This window comes from Mesorhizobium sp. BAC0120 (assembly GCF_033542235.1).
In the GTDB taxonomy this organism is placed as follows: domain Bacteria; phylum Pseudomonadota; class Alphaproteobacteria; order Rhizobiales; family Rhizobiaceae; genus JAWRCU01.
Genome location: NZ_JAWRCU010000027.1, coordinates 1 through 16587, shown reverse-complemented (window position 1 = coordinate 16587; position 16587 = coordinate 1). Strand labels below are relative to the sequence as shown.

The following is a 16587-nucleotide window of genomic DNA, read 5'->3' as shown; positions in this document are numbered from 1 at the left end:
CGCGTGGAACGCCTAAACGCGCGGAGCCGCAGGCAGCTGACTGCGGGCCTGCCTGAGTGATCGCCCAAGCACGTCCAATATGCGGTCGTCCAACGTCTGGGAAACGTTGAAACGCATGAAGCTGGTGGCGGACCGCGACACGCTGAATACGTTCCCGGGCGCCAGGACCACGTTTTCGGCGACCGCCGCCCGGGCGACATGTGCCGCGTCGATGCCATCCGGAAGGCGGCACCACAGGAACATGCCCGCCGGCGGCATGAGCCAAGGCTCGATCCCGATCGCCTTCAATTTGGCGGCAACCTCGAACATGGCGTTGGCAAGTCGGTTGCGCAGGCCCTCCAGGTGCTTGCGGTAGCCGCTGTCGCTGAGAACGGCGAGGACCAGTTCCGCGTTCAACCGCCCTCCCCCGAACGAGCTGGCGATCTTCAGGTCCGTGAGACCTTCGATCCATTCCGGGCGCGCTGCCACGAACCCGCATCGCGCCGAGGCGGAGATCGTCTTGGAGAAGCTGCCGATGGAAATGACACGATCAAGCCCGTCGAAGGCCCCCAGACGTGGTGCCGGAACGCGCTCGAAATCGGCGAAGATATCGTCTTCGACGATGGTAAGCCCAAACTGATCGGCGAGCTTCAGTACCCTGTGCGCCACGACGGGCGACAAGGTTGCGCCGGTGGGATTATGGATGGCGGAGTTCGTGATGTAGAGCCGCGGACGATGCGTCGCGAGCGCCTCTCCGAACAAGTCAATATCTGGACCGGTGGGCGTGTACCTCACACCGACGACATTCGCCCGGTGAGCGCGAAGCAGGGCCTGGAAATTGAAGTAGCAGGGATCGTCCACGAGCACTGTGTCGCCGGGCTCGAGCAGCAAGCGACAGAGGAGATCGATCGCCTGCGTACCGGATTCCGTCAGCATGATCTGCTCCGGCGAGCACTCGATGCCTCGTTCGGCCATGCGCCTGGCCACGAGATGGCGTAATGACGGCAATCCCAACGGTGAGCCGTAATCGGCAAGAACGGAACCGTCGGCGCGAGAGAGCGAGCGAAGCGCCTTCCTGATGCCTCCCTCAGACAACCATGACGGCGGTAGCCAGCCGCACCCTGGCTTCAAGACGCCATCGCTCGACTCAAGTGACTGCCGCGAGACCCAGAACGGATCGACCGCTCGATCGACCTTGGGGCCAATTTCGGAGAGCGCCAACGGAGCCGCCTGGCTGGCGACGTAGAATCCGGAGCCCGGGCGGGAATGAATGGCTGCTTCGGCAACCAGCCGCTCGTAAGCCTCCACGACGGTCGAGGGCGAGACCTTGAGCGCTGCAGCTAATCCGCGGATCGACGGCAGCTTGTCGCCTGGCTTCAGGCTCCGTCCGGCAATGCGCTGGCGGATCGTCCTCATGACCATCTCGACCCGTGTGCCTTGTGTGGCCTGTCCGTCCATCCGTACTGCACCTTCGACCATAACAGTTCGACTGAACTGTACCGGACTGTTACTGGCTGTGCCAGTCGTTGAAGCAGATAAAAGGCCTGCAAACGAAGGGTCTCGGCATGAACCGGACAGCGGCCGGATGGATCAATGGTTTCGTGGGCGTGGCGATCTTCAGCGGGTCCCTCCCCGCCACGCGCGTTGCCGTCATGCAGTTCGATCCCGTTTTCCTGACTATGGCCCGGGCAGCAATCGCCGGTGCGCTGGCGCTTTGTCTGCTGCTCGCCTTCGGGGAAAAGCGTCCCGCCCGTCGCGACATCGCCTCGCTGGTGGTCGTGGCGCTCGGTGTCGTGGTGGGCTTTCCCCTGTTGACGGCATTGGCGCTCCGGCAGGTGACAGCAGCGCATTCGATCGTATTCGTCGGGCTGCTCCCGCTCGCGACGGCAATCTTCGCCGTCATCCGCGGCGGCGAACGTCCGAAGCCGGCATTCTGGTTCTTCTCCGTGCTCGGCAGCGCGCTGGTGGCAGGTTTTGCCTTGTCGCAAGGGCTGTCGGCTTCGGCCATTGGCGATGCTCTCATGCTCGCGGCGATCGTCGCCTGCGGGCTGGGTTATGCCGAGGGTGCGAGGCTCTCCCGAACGCTCGGGGGCTGGCAAGTCATCTCCTGGGCGCTGGTGCTGTCGCTTCCGATCATGGTCGTGGTGGCGCTGCTCTACATGCCCCCGTCATTCTCCGGCATCGCGTCCTCAGCCTGGCTCGGCCTGGCCTATGTCTCGCTGTTCAGCATGCTGATCGGATTCGTATTCTGGTATCGCGGCCTTGCACAGGGAGGCATCGCAGCCGTGGGTCAGTTGCAGCTACTGCAGCCTTTCATGGGACTGGCGCTCGCCGCGGCGCTGCTGCACGAGCCCGTCACATCGGCGATGCTTGGCGTGACGGTCGCGGTGATCTTGTGCGTCGCCGGCGCGCGGAGGTTCGCCAACTAGGCTCGACGCGGTTCCTGCGATTATGCCGCCGGGACGGCCATGCGGTGATCCGTCCGAGTCGCAAAATTGCCCTATTATCGTTAGAACGTTCTAATATTAAAAAACATGTGCTGTCCCATCATCTGTGGACGTTCGAGTAGGCGGCGCTGCCGGCAACCGCACACGGATTAGCATTGCGATTGCGGCTTTCGTCCAAGTGGCGCAATGCGTACAATCATGACGCGATCCCGCACGCACGAGGGGCTGTTGCCGAGCCAGGCAGCGCGCAGCCAGTTCCCACCACAAGTCCCTGTTCCGCTCCGTCCCCGGCCAGCAACGGCACTGAGCAGACCACCCCTCGACATTCATCGTCAGGAGGGATGAGTGGATCACATGAAGTCGCGTCTGGCCAAGAGTACGTTCTGGATCACGGTCACGCGCGCCGCGACGAACCTCTTGGGCCTGGCGAGCACGATCGTCCTTGCCCGACTGCTGATGCCGGCCGATTTCGGATTGGTCGCAGTCGCGACGACGATTCTCGCCATCGTGTCGTCCGTAACCGAATTGTCGCTGTCGAATGCGCTTATCCAGCATTCCAACCCGACCGACGAGCATTTTCATACAGCGTGGTCGCTGAACATGGTGCGCGCGGTCATCATCAGCGCACTGCTGATGGCCGCCGCCTATCCAACGGCACTCATCTATCGTGACCCCAGGCTGATCGGGATCATGATCGCATTGGGGCTGACGGTCATTCTTAGTGGCGCCCTCAACCCCAAGCTGGTGGTCTTCGAGCGAAGCCTGGACTTTCGCCCCATTCTCTATCGCAACGTGGGCTCGAAGGCTGCAGGCTTCGTCGCCGCGGTTGGCGTTGCCATAGTCTACAGGAGCTATTGGGCGCTCGTGGTCGGCTCCATCGTTGCGCAACTCGCAACGCTGCTCCTTTCCTACACGCTGAAGCCTTTCAGGCCTCGTGTCATGTGGAGACACGCCGGGGAACTCTGGTCCTTCTCCATCTGGCTGACGCTGAGCCAGATCGTCAGGACCTTGAATTGGCGCTTCGACCAGCTGCTGGTCGGCTGGATTCTAGGTAAAGCGAGCCTCGGCTACTACACCGTCGGGAACAATCTCGCATACCTCCCGACCACGGAAGCGACGAGCCCGCTGACACAAACCCTGTTTCCGGCCTTCTCGGCGCTGAAACACGACAGGGCAAGATTGCGGAAGGCCTACAGCTCGGCGCAGGCGTTGACGAGCGCGATTGCACTGCCGGTCGCGTTTGGCTGGGCGCTCATTGCCGATCCGACGGTTCGGCTCATCATGGGTGAGAAATGGCTTCCCGCCGTGATTGTGGTTCAGATCATCGCATGCGTCGCCGGAATCGCCACGCTGGCCAACTCCGTTCAGCCCCTGGCGCTTGCGATGGGCGAGCCGCGGAAGATCTTCCATCGCGACACAGCCTTCTTTCTCATTCGGATGCCTCTGATCGTGATTGGAATGTACGAGGCAGGTTTGCTCGGGATGCTCTGGGTGCGCGTGGTGACCGCTTCGATAAACACCCTGGTCAACATGCAGCTCGTCAGCAGGTTGATAGGCATCCCGGTGTGGACCCAGCTCCTGCAGAACCTGAGGACGATCGTCGCCACGACTACCATGGTCATTGTCGTCCTGCTTGTCCGTCCGCGCGTCAGTAGCGGAACGGACATGATGGGCCTGCTCGTCGAAATTGCCGTGTTGGCCTCGGTTGGCGCACTCACTTATGTGGTCGTCACGCTGCTCCTCTGGAAAGCTGAAAACTACCCCGACGGTCCTGAAAACGAGGTTTTGCGGGCAGTTCAAAAGCTCAGGTCGTTCGCCTTTGCGAGATCTTGAGGATGAGCAGAAAGAATACTCTCAGAAATTTGTTCCAAAACGCATGCAACTTTGAAGTTCGGCCAATGTGAGCCCAAGTCGAATCGGAGGTGGACATGGAAACGCTGAATGTGCGGCTGACCGAAGAGCGCGGCGCAGAGGGAGTTCGGCGTAGAGTCAAGTTCGACAGCGAGGAGATATGGTGGGCTTTCGACGGACCGGCCGATGCGCTGCCCGCGCCAATGGCAACTCATGATATGGCCGCCGTCGCAATGATCTTTCGGGCGATGTGGGAAGGCCGCAATCTCCATGTCGACGGCCCGGTTTCCTTGCCTCTGCTCGAAGGGCTCGAAGAGTTCGTGACCTGCTGGGTGTTGTGGCGGCCAGACCTGTACAGGCGCATTACGGTGAGCGCGAGCGAGGAACTGGCGCCAAGCCTGGCCCCCGAACGCCGTGACCTTGCCGTTGCTGCCTACTCGGGCGGCGTCGACAGCGCGTTCACCATCTGGCGTCATCACCGCCAGGACGCCGGTCGGCGAAGCCGCTCTCTCCATTGCGCGGCATTCATTCATGGGTTCGATATTCCCTTGCAACAGAACGCCGCCTACGACGTCGCGTTTTCGCGGGCCTCTGAGACACTTCGTTCCATCGGAGTGCCTCTGGTCCGGCTGACGACGAACTGGCGACTTGTGGGTTGTCGCTCCTGGCAAATGGATTTCGGCGCCGGCCTTACCGCGTGCCTACGCAATTGGGAAGGATCGGTCGGTTCCGCCTTGATCGGTTCGGGTGAAGATTACGCACATCTCGCAATACCTTGGGGCTCGAACCCTGTGAGCTTGCCCATGTTCTCGACGCCAAGCTTCGAGATCATCTACCACGGTCTTGGATTTACGAGGACGGAGAAGGCGGCAGCTCTATCCGACTGGCCCGAGGCTGTCAGCAATTTGAGGGTGTGCTGGCTTGATGTGGAAACGGGAAAAAACTGCGGCAGCTGTGAAAAATGCATTCGCACGAAGCTCAACTTCATGGCTGCGGGACTCCCCCTTCCAGAATCTTTGGCCGAACCTCCCACCCCAAGACAAATACGACAGATCAACGCGCGCAACAGAGTGCAGCTGGAACTTCTCGAAGATATTCTGAATTTCGCGAAAAATCGTGGCGCTCAAGAATACTGGATCGACCCGCTCAAGGTTGCCGTCAAGCGGAGCCGTCGCCGCATGGCAATACGACAACGTGGAATACGCCTGAGGCAGCTTTTGCCAATGAGCGTGAAGCAGATTTTACCAAAAAGCCTGAAGCAGAATTTGAATGCGGCCTTTGAAGCGATGTTTTGAATAGATGAGATAGATGACCTCTCATTGTCGGATGTCGGGAGAATTTCCCCATATAGAGTGAGCCCTATCAAAGTCGCAAAATTGCCCCATTATCGTCGGATTCGGCCGTTTTAAAATCCTATTACTAGTCTAACGGCTGGAACCGATCTGTCGCGATCCAATGCCCTCATCGTAGTTGTTCCGCAACGCATGCCACGTGACGCTTGAGCAGGTGAGCCTCTAAATCGGAGTTGGACATGGAAACGCTGAATGTGCGGCTGACTGAAGAGCGCGGCGCAGGGGGAGTTCGGCGTAAGGTCAGGTTCAGCAGCGAGGAAATATGGTGGGCCATCGACGGACCGGTCGATGCGCTGCCCGCGCCATTGGTAACTCACGATCTGGCTGCGATCGCAATGGTCTTTCGGGCAATGTGGGAAGGCCGCAACCTTCACATTGACGGCCCGGTTTCCTTACCTCTGCTTGAAGGGCTTGAAGAGCTCGTGACATGCTGGGTGTTGTGGCGGTCAGACCTGTACAAGCGCATTACGGTGAGCGCGAGCGAGGAGGTGTCGCCAAGCCCGACACTCGAACGGCGTGACCGCGCCGTCGCTGCATTTTCGGGCGGTGTCGACGGCTCGTTCACTCTCTGGCGTCATCACCGCAGGCAGGCCGGACGGCGAAGTCGCTCCATCCACTGCGCGACGTTGATTCACGGGCTCGATATTCCTTTGCAAAAGAACGCCGCCTACGAGGTCGCGTTTTCGCGGGCCTCTGAGACACTTTGTTCCATCGGAGTGCCTCTGGTCCGGCTGGCGACGAACTGGCGACTCGTAGGTTGTCGATCTTGGCAAATGGATTTCGGGGCAGGTCTGACCGCGTGCCTACGCAATTGGGAAGGATCGGTCGGCTCAGCCTTGATTGGTTCGGATGAAGATTATGCACATCTCGTGATACCTTGGGGTTCGAACCCCATAAGCTTTCCCATGCTGTCGACGCCAGGCTTCGAGGTCGTATACGACGGCGCCGGGTTTACGAGGACCGAGAAAGTAGCAGCTCTATCCAATTGGCCTGAGGCGGTCAGCAATCTAAGAGTGTGCTGGCAGGATGTGGAAACGGGAAAAAACTGCGGCAGCTGTGAAAAGTGCATTCGCACGAAGCTCAACTTCCTGGCTGCCGGGCTCTCCCCTCCTGAAGCCTTGGCCGAAGCTCCCAACCCAAGACAAATCCGACGGATCAATGCGCGCAATGGAGTGCAGCTGGCATATCTCGACGACATTCTGACATACGCGAACCATCGTGGCGCTCAAGAATACTGGGTTGATCCGCTCAAGGCTGCCATCAAGCGGAGCCGTCGCCGTATGGCAGTACGACAGGCTGGGACGCGCCTGAAGCAGGCTTTGCCAATCCGCCTGAAGCAGATTTTGCCGAAACGCCTGAAGCAGAATTTGAATGCGGCCTTTGAAGCGAGGTTTTGAATGAATGCCGTGAATGACCTCACAGTGTCCGAAAGCCTTTCTGACATGCTTCAGCTCGATGGCGGTCATGCGCGGATCCTCTCCCACCATGCCCTGGCGGCGCCGGCCGTCAGCTCGGGCACTTTCGCGGAGGGCTTGGCTGCATAGTCCGCAAGCGCATTGCGGAACGAGCGTGCAACCGGCCGATCATCGAGACAAGATGCAAGATCGGCCGCGCAAAGAATGAGACGGCCGTGGCCGATCGCGGCTTCGGCGACGAGCACCAGGTCGCGATTGGAGTTCCAGTCGTCGATCACCCGGACAATCGGCCTGAATGGCGTGCCTTCGATATCGAAGGCACGCCGTCGGAAGGTCAGCTCCCACCAGTGCCAGTCCGAATGAGTACGTGCGGGAAATCGCTGCAGAACCGGATGCGCGGTATCATTGAGCAGCCCAAGCGTGTGGGGCTCCTGACCGTTGGTCCAGAGCGTGTTCCAGAAGATGGTCGTATGTCCGAGGGCGGCATTCGGCTTCAGCCGGTCCGGTTCCGGCATCAGGATCAGCGTCTCGCCAGCCGCGATCCGCTCCAGGCACGCCTGGTCGAGAGAAGAGATGGCAGGCAGGCTCGTCCCGGCGATGGTTGGCTCGAATAGCCAAAGCGACCAGCGGTTGAGGTACCCTGTGCCTGAAAGCTCGACCATGAGCTCGTATTCGGCGGGACAGGCAAGGCCATCGGTTGCGATCTCGATCTGTCCGATGTCGTGCAGATGGCCGGTCGCCAGCGCCCCCGCTGCCAGCGTCCCTGACGCGACACTTGTTCCGCTGCGGTCGTTGAGACTCCAGCTCAGTGCCGCCCCGTCGAGGTCGTGTGGTCCGTAGTGCGCAAGCTGCACGAGGGCCTGGAACGACTCTCCCATGGTGAGACTGAAGCTTCCGGCACGAATGAGAGGCACGAAAGGCGCGCAAAACTCGCGGAACTGCTCAGGCGCCACATAAGGCTTCTCATCCCAGAATGCGTCCACGACGCCGACGAGAGCAGTGCCTTGCCCCGGGAAGTCCTGCAGGCCGAGCAGTTGAGTGCCGGCCCAATCTCGGGTTCTCAGCGCCGCCTCCATCTCCTCCTTGTAGAGCTTGGTCTGCAGCGCGCCGCTGGCGAGCAGGAAATCGCGGGCGAGATGCAGGCGGCCCTTGCTTTCGAGATCGTCGCGAACCATCAGGAAATTGCGCGCCTCGACGACGCCGGAATATTTTTCGATCTCCTCGATATTTGGATAGACGCACCACTGGCCGGTTTCGTGAGAAACAAGCGGCATGGGCACCTGGTCGCGCCAGTCTCTCCAATCGGTCAGGGTTTCGAGCGGACGGGCGTTGAGGCGGCCTTCGAGATTGTCGAGCCACCGCTGGTTGCGCGGCTCCGGCTTGCTCACATAGTCGGCACGCATCGTGGTCGGCCAGCCTGAACCTCCAGTGTAGATCCGCCTTGTGTCCTCAGCCTTCCATTTCTCGATGAAGCGCTCGAGGAACGCGTGAAGGCGCGCGCCATGCACCTCGTTGCCGACGCACAGCATGACGAAGCTCGGGTGGTTGCCGTAGTCGCGGACGATCCGCTCCGCCTCGGCATGGATATAGCGGTCGAGATTGGGATCGGCACCGAGAACGGGCCAGACCGGTGTTTCGACATGCAGCAGCACGCCCATTTCGTCCGCCACCTCGAAGGCCGCCTTGGGCGGGCAATAGGAATGGTAGCGGACATGGTTGAGACCATAGGCTTGCACCGTTTCGAAGACTTTGCGCCAGCCGTCGTGATCGGTTGGGGGGTAGCCCGTCAGCGGAAAAATGCAGCAATCGAGCGTGCCGCGCAGAAAGACGGGCCGGTCGTTGAGCTTGAGCCGCTTGTCTTCGACGATGAAGGAGCGGATGCCGAAACTCGTGCTGCGCCGGTCCTGCAGGATGCCGTCGCGCAGCCACTCGGCGGTGACCCTGTGCACCACCGGATCGAACTCGTCCCATAGCGCCGCCTCGGGCGGCAGTGCGACATCGATCTCGACCGGAGTATATGCGCTGCCGATCTCGAGATCGCGCGTGATGACCAGCGGCTCGCGGCGGCCCTTGAGATCGAAGCTCAGCGAAAGCTGATGATGCGCCTGTTCGGTCCAATAGGTCGGGAAGCGGATGTCGGGATCGAAGGCCTCGAGTTCGACCCGAACTCTGGCATTTCGGGTCGGAGCGAAGACGTCGAGACGGGCGATAGAGGCGCGGCAGGCTTCGATACGCAGATATCCCACCACCCCGTTCCAGTTGGTCTGCGTGTGGTCAGTCGTCGAATGGGCGACATCGATCATATTCTGGCGGACAATGGCCTCACCGACTGCTTCGAAGCGGTCGTTGTCGATCATGATCACGAGCTGATGCGAGCCGGCCTTGAGCGCGCCGAGGAAGAAGCGGTTCTCGGTCGAGAGGCTCTCGTCACGGCCGACCTTGAAGCCGTCGAGCCAGAGGTTCACCTCGCCATGGGGACGTTCGAGCGCCAGGAAATGATAGAGGCCATCGGCCTCCGCGCCGACCTCGAACTCGCGAGCGTACCAGGCCTGCCCCACATAGGGATGGCGGCGGCTGAGATGTGCCATGGTGCGCTCATCGGTGAGCGGCATCTTTCTGGCTTCGTCGACGCTGCCGGGAAGAGCGACGGTGTCGTCCAGCGGGTGCTTGAACCATTGTTCGCGAACGCCACGTTTTTCAGGGTCGAGCGCAAATGACCAGGTCCCTTCGAGGGGGATTGAGAACAGCATGCAAGCCTCTATGAAAAGGTAGAAGGCGGCGGCCGGCACAAGGCGACCGCCGCCGCAACCAGCAGGGATGTGCTACATCTTGGCTTTGACTTCGGCCTTCGCCTGGGCGAGCGCCTCATCGACCGTCGCCACCCCTTTGACGACATTATCGATCGCCGTCTGCAGCGCGAGAGTCGCCGCCGAGTCCAGCTGATTGAGCGTGGAGGGGATCAGCTGTGCCTGCACGGGCGCGAAGATCTCGTTGACGTTCTGCCCGTCATAGTAGGGATCCCTGTAGTTGATCCAGTCGGAAGAGCCTGCCGGCGTGAATGCCGGATAGAGATCGTCGCTCTGATACTGCTGCTTGAGGCTCTCACCGTCCGTGACGAGCCATTTGACGAAGGCCCAGGCCGCCTCCTTGTTCTTGGACGTCTTCAGGATGCCGATATAATCGCCGCCGCTGTTGAACGACCGGCTGCCACCTTCGGAAGCCGGAGCCAGAGCCACTCCCCATTTCCCCGCATCCGCGGTCGCATAGGCGCGCTTGAGCAGGCCGCCGAACCAGTTTCCGTACATCACGGTCGCGATCTGGCCCTTGCCGAACGCGCCCTGCCATTCTGGAGACCAGGCCACGAACGGCGATATCAGGCCCGCATCAGCCGCCTTTTTGACGATCTCCAGCGCGTCGTGGAACACGGGGTTGTCGAACTGCAGATTGCCTTCCGCATCGAAATTGCTGACGCCTTTCTGCGCCATCATGGCGCGGACGATTTCCTCGCCGTTGGCGAGCATCCAACGTTCATTGGGCTTGGCCACTTTCTTGCCGACATCGATGAAAGCATTCCAATCCGAAAGCAGCTTCGTGACTTCCTCGGGGTCGGTGGGCAGCCCGGCTTCCTTGAAGATGTCGCGGCGATAAAACAGCCCGCCGGGGCCGGTATGCTTCGGCAACGCGACGATCTTGCCGTCAGGAAGAGTGACGTTCGCCACTGTGAAGGGAGCGAAATTGGAAATGAATTCGCCCGCGTTGTAAGGTGCCTGCCGGAGGTCTTCCCACTGAGGTCGATCGCGCAGCAGCGCCATCATGTTGATTTCCATCATCGCCACATCGGGGCCGCTGCCGCCCAGCATTCCCCGCTGCAAGTTGTTGAGATAAGCCATCTTGGCGGCCGGAAAGCCTTGCACCTCCACCTTGATATTGGGGTAAGCCTTGTTGAAGGTCGGCAGGAGAGCCGCAAAGGTCCGGTCGTTGTTCGGCCAGGTCCATACGCTGATAGTACCTGAGATCTGGGTATCGGGGGCATTCTGGGCCTCGGCCGGCGGGGAGAGCATTGCGCCAAACCCGATCGCGAATGCGGCCGCGCTTGCCTTCATCCAGCTCGTCATAGTCGGTTCCTCCACTTTTTCCGGGTGTTGCGCCTGGACGGCGATAGAATCCACTGGGACTACGGTTTCATTTGACCGTCCCCGAGGTCAGGCCGGCGATGAACTGCCGGCTGAGGAATGCGAAGAGAATGAAGACCGGCACGAGCCCGATCAGCGTCGCGAGCATGACAGCGGGCATGTCGGAGTAGTGCGTCTCCGAGAGCATGGTCAGCGCCAAAGGCACGGTGAAGCGCGTCCCCTCACCCAACACCACCAGCGGCAACTGATAGTCGTTCCAGGTGCTGATGAGGGTCCACACGCTCAGCGCCGCGAGCCCCGGCCGGATGATGGGCAGCACGATGAAGAAGAAGGTCGCGAAACCCTTGGCGCCGTCCATCTCCGCGGCTTCGTACAATTCGCGTGGAATGGTGGTGCCGATATAGGTATACATCCAGATGACGCCGAAGCCCGACGCCAGCGTAGGCACGATCAGCGGCCAGAAGGTATTGAGCCAGCCCAGCCAGCTCATCTGCAGGAAGAAGGGGATCAGGGCCAGCGACGGCGGAAAAAACAGCGTCGCGAAAGCCATCACCAGCAGGAATTTATGGCCGGGGGCCCGCGCGTAGCGCGCGAAACCATAGCCGGCCAGCGCGCTTACCAAAACGAGCCCAATCGTCTTGGGGACAGCAACGGCAAGGCTGTTCCAGACCGGACGGAAGGGCGGATAGACGTTGGCGATGTTCAGGTAGTTCTGAACGACATTCCCGCCGAACCAGAATGGCGGCGGGAACTGAAACACCTCCGATAGGGTCCGCGTCGCGAACACGGCGGTCCAGTAGAGCGGCAGCAGGAAGAAGACCGACAGCAGGACAAGCGCCAGCGTGACCAGCACGTTGAAACGGCGCTCGCGATTGGCGAGTAGGCCCTTCACGCCGTCGCCCCGGCCAGGCGGCGAGTGACCGCCTGGTAGAGTACGGTCAGCGCCACGACCGCCGCGAAAATGTACCAGGAGACGGCAGCGCCCAGGCCGAAATTGAATTGGGTGAACGCGGTCGCATAGAGATACATCCCGATTGTGGTTGCGGAGTTGTCGGTACCGCCCAGTCCCTGGCTCAGCACATAGGGCTCGTCGAACATCTGCAATCCGCCGAGGGTGGCGGTGATGATTGAAAAGGCAAGGGCGGGCAGAAGCAGCGGCACGGTGATGCGCGAAAAGATCGCCCAGCGCCCTACGCCATCTATGCGCGCTGCCTCATAGATGTCGCGCGGGATCGACTGCAGGCCGGCGAGAAAGATGATCATATGCCAGCCGGTCCATCTCCAGACGACCAGGAGGACGACCAGCGGCTTGATCCAGAACTCCGAACCCAGCCAGTCGAAATAGGACGGCGTGCCCGTGAGCGCCCCGGTGAACAGGTTCACCAGGCCTCCGTTCGACGTGAAGAAAATGCGCAGGATGATCGCGGCGACAGCAGGCGCCACCAGCAGCGGCATCAGGAAAACCATCCGGAAGTAGGTTTTGCCGAACACGACATATTCGTTGATCAGCACGGCCAGTACCAGGGCGAGCCCGACCGTCAGGAGCGTCGACCAGAACCAGAGAAACAGCGTGTTCCAGATCGCCTTCTGGAAAACGGGATCGCTCAGCGCCCGCACATAGTTTTCCAGGCCGACGAAGGCCGGGTCGCTGAAACCATCCCACTTATTGAAACCAAGATAGAGGGAGAATGCGACGGGGAAGATGGAGAACAGCGTGAAGATGGCAAAGAAGGGAGTGACGGTCAGGTAGAAGGTGCCGTGGCTTTTCCGGCCGCGGTATCGCTGCTTCGCGTTCGGCGCGTCAGCCGCCATGACTTTGCGCTCCTCCATGATCGCAGCAGCGCTGATGCGCTACAAAAGCCACTCGGGGAAGAAATAATCTGATGTTTTCGACGATGTCAACACGCCTGCTGGAGTCTGTGTCGCCAGATTTTCGAGATTTTATATGGATTGCGGGCGCCTTGACGGCCATAGTCAGCTATCCTACTGGATCATTCATCAGATGTTTGAGGGCATCGTGAAAGTCACTGAGATCCGTGCCATGGTGGCGAACGCCGGGATGCGCAGCAGCAAAGACGAACAGCATGGCGATAGCTGAAGCCACCAGGACGCTGGTAAAGCCGCGCGTTCACCAACAGCTGGTCAAGACCCTGGCCCAACGCATCTTGAGTCAGGAATTCAAGCCGGGAACATTGCTGCCGCCTGAACCTGAGCTCTGCGAAACGCTAAAGATCAGCCGAAGCGCCTTACGCGAGGCGATCAAGGTTTTGAGCGGCAAAGGGCTGGTGACGCCGCGCCCGCGCACCGGCACCGTGGTCAGGCCGCGGGACGAATGGAACCTGCTCGATCCGGAGCTCCTCGCCTGGTCGATGGAGCTCGAACCGAGCGCGGAATTCGTCCTCAGCCTGATCGAGGCGCGTCAGGTGATCGAGCCGGCAGCGGCACGCTTCGCGGCATTGCGCGCAGCCGAGAACGATATCGCCGTCATCGAGAGCGCCTACGAGCGAATGAGCGAAGCCCTGGCCGCCCTCGATTTCGACGCCTTCAACGAGGCCGACATCGACTTTCACAAAGCGCTTCTGCGGGCGAGCCACAATGTCGTCTTCCAGAAACTGTCGACCATGATCGGCGCCGCCCTTGCCTATTCCTTCCGTCTCACGATCCAGCGAGCACGCGAACCGGGCGCCTCGCTCCCGAACCATGGCGAAGTGCTCGAGCGCATTCGTCTGCGCGACGCCGACGGCGCCTATGCTTCCATGGCGCGGCTCCTCGACATCGCGATTGTGGACCTCGGACTGTCGAGCATTCCTCCACGCATCCGGCGATAGAGCAGATCGCGAAAACCCTGCCGCTATGCAGCAGCCGGCTTGACAGCCACGGTGCTAGCCGCAGGTTCTACCGGGGTCGCGGATGCCGCTGTCTCGGGTTGAATTCCGGTGAAGCCGGCGCTCTGCATCATCGGCGAGCCGAACTTGATTCCGTTCTCGTCGAATGCCTTTTTTATCATTACGAGTGCGCGGCGACGAACGACAGACTGCTGACCGGGCTTGGTCTTGAGACTCAACTGCAGTTCGACTCCGTAGTCGCCGAAATTCTCAACGCCCTGCATCTTGAGTGGCTCCATAGTGATCGGTTGGAGCTCGGGATCGTCGGCGAGTTCAAGTCCGATCGCCTTGATGAGCTTGCGTGCCTTTTCCAGGTCCGAATCGTAGGTAATGGTCAGGTTGAACTTATCGATCGAATAATCGCGGCTCAAATTCTGGACCGCACCTAGTACTCCAAAGGGCACGGTGAAGATCGGCCCGCGACTATGTCTCAGCCTCACAGACCGTAGGCTGAAGGATTCCACCGTCCCCTTGTAGCTGCCGCTCTCGATATATTCCCCGACCCGGAATGCATCATCGAGCAGGTAGAACATGCCGCTGATGATGTCCTTGACCAACGTCTGGGCGCCAAATCCGATTGCTACTCCTGCGACGCCCGCACCGGCGATGAGTGGCCCTATGTTGATGCCCAATTCGGAAAGGGCCATGAGTATGGCAACGGCTGCCAGCGTGGCGAACAGCACGTTTCTCAGCACGGGTAGAAGTGTGCTGAGCCGCTCTTCGTGCTGCGCTGCCGCGCTTGGATCCCCTGTCAGGCTGGCCGCCTTGGCAATCTGCCTGTCGATCAGGCTCCGCGCCAGCATCCAGATGAAATCCGCCACCAGCAGGATCATGAGGGCGGTGATGATCCCGTGGGCGGCTCGGGTCGCAGGAGTGTCAGCTGCGCTGAGTGCGACCAGGTCGATACCCCAGGCCCAGGCAATCAACAGCAGGGCTGAAATGATAAGGATGAAGCGTATGCCGCGAGTGAGGAGCGCTGCACCAGGAATCGAGGCATCCAGAGCACCTGCGGAGCCGGATGGCTTGCTGAGAACGTTGAGGACACTCCGTTCGGTGATCGAGATCGACCACAGGAGTCCGCCCACAATTGCCGCCAGCCAAAAAAGATTTGTGGCACCAACCGCCCATAGGAACCACAGTGCAACGAAATAAGCCGAGAGGAAGCCCGAATAGGTCTTTCCGCTGATCCAGGCCTCGTTTCGCTGCTGCTCGTTTGCAGCTGTCGGCCGTAGCGCACGCCTTACCGTGTTGATGCCCACGGCGAGCAAAGCCAGCCCGAACAAATAGGAGACGATCTCGTGCGCCTCTACCGAGAAGGACATGAGATACAGGGATAGCGCGGTCGCATGACCAAGCGCGACAATGATGACGACCGCGGTGAGCCGCCGGGTCCAGAAAGCCGACGTCGAACCATCCAGCGGTACGACTCGCAGCGCATCGGCGCGGTCTGCGGAAACCGTATCGGGCGGCGACAGCAGGACACGGAGGACGGCTTGGGCAAAAAACACGAGGATCAGAGCCAGCAAATAGGCAAGCACGATCTTTTCGACCAACGGCGGCCAATACTCCAGGGCGAGGAAAACGGCGATGCTGGCCGCGGCGAGAATTGCGATGCGCCCCAACTCATGGCCAAACCGGACCAGAAGTGCGATCAGGTATTCGCGCCTCGTCGTGATTGGCAATTGCGCTGCCAGCGATACGAATTGCTTCGTGCCGCGATCATAAAGCCACAGAGCGCCGAACGCTGCTACGCCGAGCACGACGAACAGTCCGAAAAGGCCGGCGAATCCCACGCTTTCGATATCGGCCGCAAGGATCGATCCGGCCGCTCTGAACTGGTTGGGCAGCGTCGGCAACGCTTTCGCAAGACCGTAAATATGACTGCGAACGGCGCTGACACGATCGGCCAGCGGATGCGAAAAAGGCTCGCTCTGCGCCGGCTGGACAGGGACCGAGCCCGCGGGCGCTCGGTGGGTCTCAAGCCACTTCTGGACATCCGGGTTGGCGAGAAGCGAGAGGAATTGATCTACGTGAGGCGGCAGTTGCTCGCTAACCGGCGCCGGTTCAGCTTGGCACGGGAGCGCGCCCCCGAGGAGCATCAGTGTTGCGAAAACCGCAGCGCGCATCACTATTGTCCCGCCACGTCAGCTATTCATCCGGGGTCCGTGGCTGGTCCCGACGTATTCAGCGGACAGCATGCAATCGTCCGATCCAGTGAGCCGTCGCTCCTGATCAACTTCACATAATCGCCCTGGAGGGAATTGACCCAGATCAACGCCTGGCGCCGGCTCCCCCCAAAGGTGACGAGGATATGCGCCATCCCGTTCCGTGTTCGCGGTGTTCTGCTCTAGGATTATACGGCCGATATTACTCCTTGGCGAGAACCTGCGGCCTCTCGTGTCGGTAGCAGATGAGTTGTCCGGGTTAGGTAGCACACGAGTTGTCCGGTTTTCTGTCTCCGTGAGGAGGCGGGTCGATGAACCGGACGACGTGGCTGCAGGACCGCAGGATGCAAAAGTTCAGGG

The 16587-nt window shown here is 60.6% G+C and carries 11 protein-coding genes; 5 read left to right on the top strand and 6 right to left on the bottom strand.

Annotated elements, in window-relative coordinates; all coding sequences use genetic code 11:
* Window positions 1–12: 12 nt before the first annotated feature.
* Window positions 13–1458, bottom strand: coding sequence for a PLP-dependent aminotransferase family protein (locus SAZ10_RS31555; RefSeq protein ID WP_318613485.1), 1446 nt, complete (start codon window positions 1456–1458; stop codon window positions 13–15).
* Window positions 1459–1544: 86 nt separating this feature from the next.
* Between SAZ10_RS31555 and SAZ10_RS31550 the strand changes: the two genes are divergently transcribed.
* The 4 genes from SAZ10_RS31550 (at window position 1545) to SAZ10_RS31535 (ending at window position 7026) form a co-directional block, all read left to right on the top strand.
* The gene (locus SAZ10_RS31550) at window positions 1545–2408 is read left to right on the top strand and encodes a DMT family transporter (protein WP_318613484.1); all 864 of its coding nucleotides are present in this window, start codon (window positions 1545–1547) and stop codon (window positions 2406–2408) included.
* 372 nt (window positions 2409–2780) lie between these two features.
* Window positions 2781–4259: a lipopolysaccharide biosynthesis protein gene (locus SAZ10_RS31545; protein WP_318613522.1), complete on the top strand. Its 1479-nt coding sequence runs from the start codon at window positions 2781–2783 to the stop codon at window positions 4257–4259.
* Between the two features lie 95 nt (window positions 4260–4354).
* The gene (locus SAZ10_RS31540; protein ID WP_318613483.1) at window positions 4355–5572 is read left to right on the top strand and encodes a hypothetical protein; all 1218 of its coding nucleotides are present in this window, start codon (window positions 4355–4357) and stop codon (window positions 5570–5572) included.
* Window positions 5573–5808: 236 nt separating this feature from the next.
* Window positions 5809–7026, top strand: coding sequence for a hypothetical protein (locus tag SAZ10_RS31535; protein ID WP_318613481.1), 1218 nt, complete (start codon window positions 5809–5811; stop codon window positions 7024–7026).
* A 65-nt stretch (window positions 7027–7091) separates the two neighbouring features.
* Here SAZ10_RS31535 and SAZ10_RS31530 read toward each other — a convergent pair whose 3' ends face one another.
* The 4 genes from SAZ10_RS31530 to SAZ10_RS31515 form a co-directional block, all read right to left on the bottom strand.
* Complete coding sequence (locus tag SAZ10_RS31530) at window positions 7092–9794, bottom strand: sugar-binding domain-containing protein (protein ID WP_318613480.1); 2703 nt, start codon at window positions 9792–9794, stop codon at window positions 7092–7094.
* 72 nt (window positions 9795–9866) lie between these two features.
* Window positions 9867–11159 (bottom strand): sugar ABC transporter substrate-binding protein, encoded by a 1293-nt coding sequence (locus SAZ10_RS31525; protein ID WP_318613479.1) that lies wholly within the window; start codon window positions 11157–11159, stop codon window positions 9867–9869.
* Window positions 11160–11226: 67 nt separating this feature from the next.
* Window positions 11227–12069, bottom strand: coding sequence for a carbohydrate ABC transporter permease (locus SAZ10_RS31520; RefSeq protein WP_318613478.1), 843 nt, complete (start codon window positions 12067–12069; stop codon window positions 11227–11229).
* The gene (locus tag SAZ10_RS31515) at window positions 12066–12989 is read right to left on the bottom strand and encodes a sugar ABC transporter permease (protein ID WP_318613476.1); all 924 of its coding nucleotides are present in this window, start codon (window positions 12987–12989) and stop codon (window positions 12066–12068) included. Before SAZ10_RS31515 ends, SAZ10_RS31520 begins: the two co-directional genes overlap by 4 nt.
* 272 nt (window positions 12990–13261) lie before the next feature.
* Here SAZ10_RS31515 and SAZ10_RS31510 point away from each other — a divergent pair, with 272 nt between their 5' ends.
* The gene (locus SAZ10_RS31510; RefSeq protein ID WP_318613475.1) at window positions 13262–14005 is read left to right on the top strand and encodes a FadR/GntR family transcriptional regulator; all 744 of its coding nucleotides are present in this window, start codon (window positions 13262–13264) and stop codon (window positions 14003–14005) included.
* A 23-nt stretch (window positions 14006–14028) separates the two neighbouring features.
* On the opposite strand, the gene SAZ10_RS31505 is transcribed toward SAZ10_RS31510, so the two are convergent.
* Entirely contained in the window at window positions 14029–16188 is a 2160-nt protein-coding gene (locus SAZ10_RS31505; protein ID WP_318613473.1) for a mechanosensitive ion channel family protein, read from the bottom strand.
* Window positions 16189–16587 lie beyond the last annotated feature (399 nt).